Source organism: Micromonospora sp. LOL_014 (assembly GCF_048060245.1).
Lineage (GTDB): Bacteria > Actinomycetota > Actinomycetes > Mycobacteriales > Micromonosporaceae > Micromonospora_E.
In genome coordinates this window covers 42329-52746 of the sequence record NZ_JBHMIP010000037.1, presented here as the reverse complement: position 1 = coordinate 52746, position 10418 = coordinate 42329, and the positions used below count along the sequence as shown (strand labels likewise).

At 70.8% G+C, this 10418-nt stretch carries 11 protein-coding genes; 1 reads left to right on the top strand and 10 read right to left on the bottom strand.

Features of this window, described 5'->3' with window-relative positions; genetic code table 11:
* Positions 1 to 186 precede the first annotated feature (186 nt).
* From ACFHW1_RS25645 to ACFHW1_RS25635, 3 genes are all read right to left on the bottom strand, one after another.
* Positions 187 to 1575 (bottom strand): glycoside hydrolase family 6 protein, encoded by a 1389-nt coding sequence (locus ACFHW1_RS25645; RefSeq protein ID WP_416590086.1) that lies wholly within the window; start codon positions 1573 to 1575, stop codon positions 187 to 189.
* A gap of 165 nt (positions 1576 to 1740) precedes the next feature.
* Positions 1741 to 2523, bottom strand: a complete 783-nt coding sequence (locus ACFHW1_RS25640) for a VOC family protein (protein WP_416557091.1) — start codon at positions 2521 to 2523, stop codon at positions 1741 to 1743.
* A gap of 121 nt (positions 2524 to 2644) precedes the next feature.
* Positions 2645 to 4828, bottom strand: coding sequence for a SpoIIE family protein phosphatase (locus tag ACFHW1_RS25635; RefSeq protein WP_416616294.1), 2184 nt, complete (start codon positions 4826 to 4828; stop codon positions 2645 to 2647).
* A gap of 144 nt (positions 4829 to 4972) precedes the next feature.
* On the opposite strand from ACFHW1_RS25635, the gene ACFHW1_RS25630 reads away from it, so the two are divergent.
* Positions 4973 to 5830: a mechanosensitive ion channel family protein gene (locus tag ACFHW1_RS25630; protein WP_416557093.1), complete on the top strand. Its 858-nt coding sequence runs from the start codon at positions 4973 to 4975 to the stop codon at positions 5828 to 5830.
* A gap of 72 nt (positions 5831 to 5902) precedes the next feature.
* On the opposite strand, the gene ACFHW1_RS25625 is transcribed toward ACFHW1_RS25630, so the two are convergent.
* The 7 genes from ACFHW1_RS25625 to ACFHW1_RS25595 all read right to left on the bottom strand — a co-directional run bounded on the left by ACFHW1_RS25625 (position 5903) and on the right by ACFHW1_RS25595 (position 10376).
* On the bottom strand, positions 5903 to 6295 hold the full coding sequence (locus tag ACFHW1_RS25625; RefSeq protein ID WP_416569164.1) for a DUF6401 family natural product biosynthesis protein: 393 nt from the start codon (positions 6293 to 6295) through the stop codon (positions 5903 to 5905).
* A 17-nt stretch (positions 6296 to 6312) separates the two neighbouring features.
* The gene (locus ACFHW1_RS25620) at positions 6313 to 6534 is read right to left on the bottom strand and encodes a hypothetical protein (RefSeq protein WP_416557095.1); all 222 of its coding nucleotides are present in this window, start codon (positions 6532 to 6534) and stop codon (positions 6313 to 6315) included.
* Positions 6535 to 6634: 100 nt separating this feature from the next.
* Positions 6635 to 6889: a hypothetical protein gene (locus ACFHW1_RS25615; protein WP_416557096.1), complete on the bottom strand. Its 255-nt coding sequence runs from the start codon at positions 6887 to 6889 to the stop codon at positions 6635 to 6637.
* A gap of 162 nt (positions 6890 to 7051) precedes the next feature.
* Entirely contained in the window at positions 7052 to 7516 is a 465-nt protein-coding gene (locus ACFHW1_RS25610) for an SRPBCC family protein (RefSeq protein ID WP_416557097.1), read from the bottom strand.
* Positions 7517 to 7558: 42 nt separating this feature from the next.
* Positions 7559 to 7969, bottom strand: a complete 411-nt coding sequence (locus tag ACFHW1_RS25605) for a DUF2795 domain-containing protein (protein WP_282230342.1) — start codon at positions 7967 to 7969, stop codon at positions 7559 to 7561.
* Positions 7970 to 7998: 29 nt separating this feature from the next.
* Positions 7999 to 8895 (bottom strand): YihY/virulence factor BrkB family protein, encoded by an 897-nt coding sequence (locus ACFHW1_RS25600; protein ID WP_416557098.1) that lies wholly within the window; start codon positions 8893 to 8895, stop codon positions 7999 to 8001.
* Between the two features lie 38 nt (positions 8896 to 8933).
* Positions 8934 to 10376, bottom strand: a complete 1443-nt coding sequence (locus tag ACFHW1_RS25595) for an aldehyde dehydrogenase family protein (protein WP_416590084.1) — start codon at positions 10374 to 10376, stop codon at positions 8934 to 8936.
* Positions 10377 to 10418: the final 42 nt, after the last annotated feature.

Here is a 10418-nt window from a genome sequence, read left to right as displayed (position 1 = left end):
CCCCCGAGCGCGACCAAGGGAATCCCCGTTCCTTCAGGGCGGGGACGAAGTCAACGGTTGGCCTCCTCTCCCCGGCAGGAGTGCCCGGTGAGCCGCCCGGGTAACCCGTTCCCCGCACGGACTTCGGCCCCGCCCGGTACCGGGCGGGGCCGAAGTCCGTGCCTGCGGATCCTGATTCGTTGTGCGTCAGCTCGAGCAGGCTGCGCCGTTGAGGGTAATGTTGCTCAGCGGCGACAGGGTGCTACCGGAGTAGGTCCCCTGGAAGCCGATGCTGACGGTGGCACCGGAGGCCAGCGAGCCGTTCCAGGCAGCGTTGCGGACCGTGATCTGGCTGCCAGACTGGGACCAGTCGCCGTTCCAGCCGTTGCTCAGACTGACGTTGGACCCAGCGGTGAAGGCGAGGGTCCAACTGCTGACCGAACCGCCGGTGTTGGTGATCCGGATCTCCCGGGTGAAGCCGCCGGGCCACTGGTTCGTGGTGTAGCTGACGCTGCAGGCGCCGGTCGGCGGGTTCGTGGTGGGCGGGGGCGCGGTGGTCGGCGGTGCCGTGGTCGGAGGTGCGCTGGTGGGCGGGGGCGCGGTGGTCGGCGGCGGCGCGGTGGTCGGGCCGGCCGCCAGCGCGAGCTCGTACGCCCGTTGCGGCACGAACTGGCCCGCGTTGGCGATGCAGCCGTCCGCCTCCCCCGGCAGCTTCACCCAGAGGTAGGCGTCGATCTTGCTGTCCCCAGTGTTGGTGGTGCTCGCGGTGCCGATCGCCCGGCCCTCCGGGTCACACCATTCGGAGCCCAACGGGCCGTTGCCGTTGCGGCTGGTGTCGATCACCGCGGTGAGGTGGTTGGCGCCGGTGGCGTTGATGACCGCCTTGACGTAGTTGACCGCTTCACTGGTGCTGCGGTAGTTGGATACGTTGCTGGAGATGCCGTCCGCGCTGTTCGCCACGTCGGCACCGACCAGCATGCCCGCCATCGTCGACGGGGCGTGCCAGGCCGAGTGCCCGGCGTCGAAGTAGACCTTGGCCTGGGAGGAGCCCGCTTTGAGCGCCTTGCCAGCGTAGGCCATCGAGGCGCGTACCTCGGCCTGCTCCGACTGGCTCATGCAGGTCCCCATCAGGGCGAGCACGTCGGGCTCCAACACGATGTACGCGGGCCGGTTACCGAGCCCGGCCGCGACCTGGTCGACCCACTGCCGGTAGGCGCTGTGGTTGGGCGCGCCACCGCTGCTGTGGTTGCTGCAGTCGCGGTTGGGAATGTTGTAGACGACCATGATCGGGATCTTGCCGGCCGCCGCGGCGGCACCGACGAAGGCGCTGACCTGGTTGCGGACCTCGTTGGGGTTGTACTGGGTGAACCAGCGGCCCTGCGGCACCGAGGCGATCCGGTCGCGGATGACGTTCGCCCGGTAGTCACCGGGGTTCGCCGCCACCCAGCGGGCGGCCGAGGTGTCCGGGTCGACGTAGAAGGCTGATTCGGCCGCCTCGGCGGCCGTGGGCTGCAGCAGCCCGACACCGACCGCAGTGGCCACCGTGAACGCCATGACGGCGGCGGTGCCTGCGGTGAGCGCAGATCTTCTGCGCATGCGTGCTCCCTCCGGGTAGGGACGATATATTGAGAGCGTTCAGTGGAAGCGCTCCCAAGAATATCGACCACCGTACGGGGATGTTGCTGATATGTGAAGAGCCTGCGACGCCAATCGTTCCAAAGGTGACATAAAGTGGGATATCTGACCCGGTGGTGGCCCGGGTCAGCCCAGCGGCGAGCGGAACTCCGGACGCAACGCGATGATCCCGAACGCTGCACCGAACGGGTCGGTCAACTGGGCGTAGGCGCCCGGGCCGGCCTGGTACGGACCAAAGGAGACCGTCCCGCCGAGTGCCTGACAGCGCTGCACCGCGGCCTCGCAGTCGTCGACCTCGAAGGTCGTCCGCCAGTGCGCTGGGACCTGCGGCGGGTACATCTCGCCCATCTCGATCAGCCCGGCCACCTCGCTGGTCTCCCGCAACCACTCCTGATACTCGGACCCTTCGCTGTAGATGCTGGGTCGCGTGGTCCACCCGAACACCGAGCCGTAAAAGGACACGGCGCCGGCCACGTCCCGGGTGGCGAGTTCGTTCCAGCAGGTAGCGCCGGGCTCACCGATCATCTGTGCGCCGGGGAAGGCGCCCCGCTGCCAGAGCCCGAACACGGCGCCCTGCGGATCGGCGATCAGGGCGCAGTGGCCCCGTTCGGCGACCTGGGCGGGTGGCGAGAGTGCCGATCCGGCGGCCCGGTGCACACTCTCGACCGTCGCGGCCAGGTTGTCCGAAGCGAGGTAGGTCAGCCAGGCCGCGGGCTGGCCTGCGGCGAGGGCGGGGGCGAGCCCGGCGACGGCCATGTCTCGCAGGTGGAACTCGGCGCCGGTGCTGTTCGGCAGGTCGACCGGCTTCCAACCGAACAGTTCGTGGTAGAAGTCGCTCGAACCTGCGGTGTCGCTGGTGCGTAGTTCGGACCAGCAGGGGGTTCCCGTGGCGTAGCCTCTGATTCGCACCGCTTTGTACCTCTTCGCGTCGTTTATCCTATTGGCGTAGGCAGTTACCGTACGCCACGGGGACGCCCGCCGCGACTCGGCCGAATGGCCCAATTGAGATCACTATGGGTAAACGTCGGGGCTACGAGTTGATCGGCAACATGATCTCGAACCACACGGTCGAACCGCGTACTGAGGGGTCGGTGCCCCAGGTATGACTCAACTGCTCGATCAGACCCAGACCCCGGCCACGGCTACTCAACGTGTCGACATGTGCCCGACTGACCGTGCCTCGGGTGCCACTGTCAGCTACCGAGACGAGCAGTCGTTCCTGACTGAGATCGATCTCCACCCGCGCCTCGGTGCCGGCATGCAGCAGGGCGTTCGTGGTCAGCTCGCTGGCACAGAGCACCGCCGGACCGATCACCGATTCCGGAACCTGCCACCCGGCCAGCTGGTCGGCCAACCAGTGCCGCACCCGGCTCGGTGCGATCGGCTCGGCAGGAACCAGCAACCCCGCCGACCGGCTCGGCGCGGCCGCGTGCTCCACCGCGAGCACCGCCACGTCGTCGTCAGTGGTGCCCGGCACCGCCGCACTGGCCACCGCGCAGAGGTTGCGTGGATCGCTGGTGCTGGTCTCGGCGACGGCTGCGGCCAGAGCGGAAATCCCGATGCCGAGATCCTGACCGCGTCGTTCCACCACGCCGTCGCTGAACATCAGCAGCGTGTCGCCGGGGCGCAGCTCGACCCGGGTCGGCCGCCGCCGCCCGGCCAGACCAAGCGGCGGCCCGGGCGGCACCGGGACGAACTCGGCGTTCGCCGTGGTCGACGACCAGCGTCGGATCAGCGGAGCGGGATGACCAGCGCTGGCCACCGTCAACCCGCCGGTCGCCGGATCCAGCACCCCGTACAGCACGGTCACGAACAGCTCCTCGTTCCGGCTCTCCGCGCCCAGGCTGTGCACCAGCCGGTCCAGCCCGTTCAGCACCGCCGTCGGCTCCGGTTCGGCCAGCGCGAGCCCGCGCAGCGCGGCCCGGACCTGGCCCATCAGCGCCGCTGCCCGCACATCGTGCCCGACGACATCGCCGAGCACCACGGCCAGCCCACCATCGGGCAGCCGGAACGCGTCGTAGAAGTCCCCGCCGGCCGAATTGCCGTCCACCCCCGGGTCGTAGCGTGCGGCCAACCGCAGCAGCGGCAGATCCGGCAGTTGCTCCGGCAGCATGCTGCGCTGCAGCAGTTGAGCCGTACCATGCTGGGTCTCGAACCGCCGGGCCCGTTCGGCCGCCTGAGTGACCAGTTCGGCGACCGCCGAAAGCAGCGCCCGTTCGGCCGGCGCCCACGAATGTGGCTCGCGGTACCCGAAGGTGATCCCACCGCGGAGCGATCCGGCCCGCAGCGGCAGGGCGGCGAGCGCCGTCACCAGCTCGTCGTGCCGGTCCGTGGCGTACCGGGCGAGCGGCCGGCCCTCCCCGGCGAACCGGGGGACACCGGTGCCGGCGACGGTGGCCAACGGGGTGGGAGCGTCCCGGGGGATCCGGCGCCACACCGGCGGCAGTCGCTCGTCGGCTTCGTCGAGCAGTTCACCGCGGACCCGGCGGACCACCCGCCATCCGCCGCCGTCGTCGATGCCGAGCGCCACCTGGTCGACGTCGAGCGAGGCCAGTCCGTACCGCAGCGCGACCCGGGCGACGTCGTCGAGGGTGAGCGTGCCGGCCAACGCCGAGGTCAGCTCGCTGAGGCTCTGCAGCCGGTGGGTGATGGTGCCGGTCTCGGTCGCGACCGAGAGCATTCCGACGATCCGCCCGTCGCTGTCCCGCACCGCGGAGTAGCCACGGGTAAAGGCCGTGCCGCCGAACGGGCCTGACTCGCCGGTGCCGAACGGCGCCACGGCCTCCGACTCGAGAAACGGCTCGCCGGTGCGGTAGACCCGTTCGACCACGTCGCCGACGCCCGGCCGGTGCCACGCGTCGGCGAACACCGCAGCCGCAGGCTGGGCGAACGCCTCAGGGTGCTTGGCGCCGAGCAGCTCCGCGTAGGCGTCGTTGTAGATCATCAGAAAGTTGTCGCTGTAGACCAGGGCCATCGGCACCGGTGAAGCGAGCACCAGCTCGACCGCTGCCCGTACCGCCGGATCCCAACCACTCAGCGGACCGAGCGGCGTGCCCGCCCAGTCGTGCCGGTCGACGAGCCCGGCCGGTACGACGCTGTCCGAGGTGGCGCCGGCCGGTACGGCGCTGTCCGGGTTGGTGCCGGCCGGGGTGGCTGACCGCGCAGTCGGCACCCCCGACGGGGTGTCCCGGGTCTGCCCGGCGGTGCCTGCCATGGGTGGCAGCCTATCCGGGGGCTGCCGTCGGCGGGTGGCGTGGACCGGCGCTAGGTGGGTATGCGGGCCGGCGGTAGGCGATGCAGCGCGTCCGTACGACAACGAGGCGACGCATCGGTAGATGAGCCGGAAAGGGGGGACCGGATGTCCTCGACGTACGCGTCGGCGCAGGTCGACATCGGCAACGCGCTGACTGACATGTGGCGGTCCGTGATACTTTTTGTGCCCCGGGCTATCGCGTTCATCGCGATTCTGGTGGTCGGATGGTTGATCGCACGGGCAGTGTTGAAGGGCGTCGACAAGGCGCTCGAACGGGTCGGGTTCGACCGGGCGGTGGAGCGCGGCGGCATCGGCAAGGCCTTGGAACGGACCCGGTACGACGCCAGCGACATCCTGGCCCGGTTGGCGTACTACGCGGTGCTGCTGTTCACCCTGCAGTTCGCGTTCGGAGTCTGGGGACCGAATCCGATCAGCGACCTGATCAGCGCGGTCGTGGCGTGGCTGCCGCGGGCGTTCGTCGCCATCGTCATCGTGGTCGTCGCCGCTGCGATCGCAACCGCGGTACGTGACCTGGTGTCGGGTGCGCTCGGTGGGCTCTCCTACGGCCGCCTGCTGGCCACCGCCGCGTCGGTGTTCATCGTCGCGCTCGGCGTCATCGCCGCGCTGAACCAGGTCGGCATCGCCACCACGGTCACCACCCCGGTGCTGATCGCGGTGCTTGCCACCATCGCTGGCGTGCTGATCGTCGGGGTCGGCGGTGGCCTGGTCCGACCCATGCAGCAACGGTGGGAGGGCTGGCTCACCCGGATGGCGGAGGAATCGCAGGCGGTGCGGGACAGTGCCAAGGCGTACCAGGCCGGCCGGGACGACGCCGGTGACCGGATGAACGAACCGACGCAGGTGATCCCGCAGACCCAGCAGGCGCCGGCGATGTCCGGTGGTCGTGAGGCAGCCAGCGGCCGGGGCACGGCCGGGCCGGGCGCCAACCGGCCGGGGGCATGACCGGACCGGGCGGGACTTCCCGCGGCTGATCCGTCCGGGCGGGTCGAGGAAGCCGCCAGTACAGGGCCGGGGTCAGCGCGGGGCCGCGCCGCTGATCCCGGCCAGCTGGCAGACGGCGACCAGCCGCAACGTCACCCAGTCGGCCGTCACCCAGTCGGCCGTCACCCACTGGGCGGTCGGCCCGACTACCGGGGGGCGCCAGCCGGCCTCGGTGGCCGCGTCGCGTACCCCGTCGGCGTACCGGGCCAATGTCACCGGGCTGAGTGGACGTAGATCCGCGAAAAGCCGGTCCCGGACCGCAGCGGCGTGCTGATCCAGCTCGGCCAGCAGGCCGGGCAGGACTGCGGCGGCGGCCAGGCCGGCCGCACCGAGCGAGGCGTGCAGATCGGCCAACGAGGTCTGCGCCGCCCTTCGGGCGGCCGGGGCGGCCAGCAGGCCGTGCGGGGCAGCGGGAAACGGACTCATGAACTGTGCCCGCCCGGCTACTCGACGCGTCGGTTGTCGGCCGGGGCCGGGCGGTGGCGGGACGCGTCGTCGGCGATGATCACCGTGGCGACCATCAGCGCCACGCAGACGCTGAACAACCAGGAGCCGTCCGGCAGCAGGTAGGCGGAGACCGGCGCCTGGATCGCGGTCAGCAGGAAGCCGAGCCAGGCCCAGCGTCGCTGGCTCGGAGTGAGGAATCCGGGGGCGGTGGGGCGCATCCGAAAAGTCTCGCTCGGATGATCCCCACCGCCGTCAGCCGATCGGCCGGGGATGGCTGACCGATGCGTCAGCGACCGGACTGGCGACCGACTGGCGAGATCAGTGCGGGCCGGTCCGGCCGGTGGTCGAGGGCCGGTACGGCCGCTCAGGGTCGGTCATCGCCGGTCCGCCGGGGCGGCCGCCGGTACGGTCGACCGCCTCTGCGCCGTGGCCGAACTCCTCCTCGGCCGCGGCGTCGTTGCCGGTCATGTCGTCGACCTCACCGTCGCCCGCTGGTGCGGCGACGGCCCGTTCCAGCTCGTGGACCGGCAGCCGGTCCTCGTCGCGCCAAACGTCGTCCTCGGAATCAGTCATGCCGGTCGGGTTACCCGGCCGGGCTGCCGACAAACGCGGCTGGGGCGGGCGGGCCGGTTTCGGCCCGCCCGCCCCAGCCGTCAGACCCACCGACCGGCCGGCTCGGGAGGATTCACCGTCGGCCGGTGGGCGCTGTTCTAGGTCGGGTAGTCGGTCGAACTGTCACGGCTGCGGTCGAGGAACCTCGCCACGCCAGGCGCCGGTCTCCACGCCGTGCCGGCTTTCAATGAAATCCTTGAAGCGCTTCATGTCGCCCTTCACTCGGCGGTCAACGATGCCAAGCTTGTCGCCGGCCTGCTCCGCGATCCCCTCCGGGTCGAACTCCATCTGTGCGGTGACCCGGGTGTGGCTGTCGTCCAGTCGGTGGAACGTGATCACACCGGCCTGTTTCACCCCACCGGTCGCGGTCCAGGCAACCCGCTCGTCGGGAATCTGCTCGGTGATCTTCGCGTCGAACTCACGCGACACCCCGGCAATTTCGGTCGTCCAGCGCGTCAAGGTCTCCGACACCTGGGTCACCTCGGAGACGCCCTCCATGAACTGGGGGAACTCCTCGAACTGCGTCCACTGGTTGTACGCGGCGCGTACCGGCACCGCGACGTCAACGTACTCGGTCACTGCTCCCATGTGAGTCCCTCCTCTACTTCCGCCGGGCCGCAGGCGGCGCGGTCACCAGCGGGTCGTCTCGTTGGCATGGCCCAGCTCGGCCCACACCTCGGACACCGTCTGGAACGTGCGACCCGGCGGCAACTGATCGATCTCGTCGAGTACGTCGTCGGGTGCCTCGTTCTCCAGCGCGCTGTCGCGCAGCATGCTGCGGTCCCCGGGCAGCGCCGAGAGGTTGATGTAGCGGCCTAATCTGCTCCGCTGCTCGACCTCCTCGCTGGTCATGCCCTGCGGCGTGCCGGAGCGGTTGTCGCCGGCCGGAACCGCAGCCGGCTCCGGCTGGTCCTCGCCCGGGGGCTCCGCCTCGTGCCACTCCTCGGCCCGGCCTCCGGTGGTGCCCTGCGTGGTCCCACGGGTGTCGTGGGCCATGCTGTCGTCCACCCGAGGACTGTGCTTACTGTTGCCGCGTTCCATAGCTGTTCGACTACCCGTGACCGGCGTGGCTAAACCGGCGTCCGTGGCGGCAGCACCGGGTCGGCCGGCTCCGACTCACCGGCCTGGGCAGCCCGGCCACGCTGCACCGCCGCGTTGATCTCGACGCCCAGCATCACCGCCAGGTTGGTCAGGTAGAGCCAGACCAGGAACGCGATCACCGCGCCGAGGCTGCCATAGGTCACGTCGTATGAACCGAAGTACGCGACGTAGGTGCCGAACCCGGCCGAGGCCACCGCCGCCAGCAGCAGGGTCACCGCGCCGCCGACGGCCAGCCAGCGGAGCTTCGGCTGGCGGACGTTAGGAGCGAACCAGTACAGAAGGGACAAGAGTGTCGTGACGATGGTGATCAGCACCGGCCATTTGAGCAGGCTCCAGGCGGTACGCGGGGCTTGGCCAAGGCCGAGGCGGTCACCGAGCGCGTCGGTGACCGGGCCGCTGACAATCAGCATCACGGCGACCAGCGCGAGCAGCACCAGTCCGGCGGCGGTCAGCCCGAGCTGCTGCGGCTGCAACCGGTAGAAGGGGCGACCTTCGGCCACCCCGTAGATGGCGTTGGCAGCTCGGGTGAACGCCCGTACGTAGCCCGAGGCCGACCACAGCGCGGCCACCAGACCGAAGCTGAGCAGCACACCGGCGGAACTGCGCTGGTCGACCACCCCGTCGATGATGTCGACGAAACCCTCGTCGCCCACCACCGCCCCGGCCCCGAGCTCCTCGGCCAGGCCGACCACGGTGTCCACCGTGCGTTCACCGTCGGAGACCAGACCGACCAGCGCGACGACCACGATCAACGAGGGGAACAACGCGAGAACTCCGTAGTAGGTCAACGCGGCGGCCCAGTCCACGCAGTTGTCCCGGGCGAACCGGCGTCCACTGCCGACCAGCGCGGCGCGCCACGTCGTCAACCGGAGATCACGCAACCGCGTCGGCCGTACCGGACCGCTCACCAGCGGCCGTCCAGTCCACTCGGAGCCTGCAGATGCAGCACCTTGACGACGGTCATCTCGTCGAGCAGTTCCGGTCCGAATCCGAGGCCCTCCCCGCTGCTGCGGCGGGGGTGCGCGGCACCGCCCGGTGCTCCGCCGAACACGGAGTTGATCTTCACGGTGCCCACCGGCAGCGCACGCCAGGCCCGCTGCGCGTGGCCCATGGAACGGGTCAGCACAGTCGCCGACAGACCGTACGGCGAAGCCGCCGCCCGGGACAGCGCCTCGTCGAACGACCCCACCGTCATCACCGGGGCGACCGGGCCGAACGTCTCCTGCCGCATCACCGCCATGTCGTCGGTGCACCCGGTCAGCACCGTCGGCGGGTAGAAGGCACCGGGCCCGTCCGGGATCCGGCCGCCGCACCGCACCGTCGCCCCGGCCGCCAGCGCCGCCGAGACCTGGGCGTGCACCCGGTCGCGGTGTCGGCGGTCCACCAACGGACCCAGCTCGGTGTACGGATCACGGGCCGGCCCCAATCGCATCCCCGAGCAGTGTCCGGTGAGCGCTTCGACGAACGGCTCCGCCACCGTGCTGTGGACATAGACTCGCTCCACGCTGACACACACCTGACCCGAGTTGGCCAACGCGCCGGACGCCGCCTGTTGCGCGGCCCACCGCGGATCGACGCCCTCATCGACGATCAGCGCGTCGCTGCCGCCGTTCTCCCGTAGCACCTTGGCCCCGGTGCGGGCGCACGCCTCGGCGATCGCCCGGCCGGCCTCAGAGGACCCGACGTGGGCGACCAGGTCCAACCCGTCGGAGGCGGCGATCCGGGCGCCGATGCTGCCGTCGCCGGTCAGCAGGGCGAAGACCCCGTCGGGAACCTCATCGGCGACCATCCGGGCGAGCAGCGCGCCGGTCGCCGGGCAGCGTTCACTCGGCTTGTGCACCACCGTGTTGCCGGTGACCAGCGCCGCGCCGAGCAGCCCGCAAGCCACCGCCACCGGGTCGTTCCACGGTGTCAGCACCGCCACCACCCCACGCGGCACGTACGCCATCAGATCCAGGGCGGCCGGGTCGCCGGCCAACGCCCGACCCCGGTGCACCGGACCCAGTTCGGCGTACTGCCGCAGGGTCGCCACGCCGGCGGCGATCCCGGCTCGTGCCCCGGCCAACGGCTTGCCCATCTCCGCGCTCTGCGCCTCGGCCACCTGGTCGGTGGCACTGGCCAGAGCGTCCGCGATTCGCCGCAGCGCGGCGGCCCGTTCCGTCGCCGGTGTCGCAGCCCACCCCGGTGCCGCCTCCCGGGCCGACTTCACCGCCGTGCCGATGTTCGCCTCGGTGGCGACCGGACTGCGGCTGACCGGGGTGCCCTCGGACGGGTCCTCGACAACGATCTCGGCACCGTCGCCGAACCGCCCCCACACGCCCTCGATGAACTGCTCCACGTCGTACATCCGGCAGTCGTTCCCGAAGGCCGCGTCGGTAAACGTTTGGCC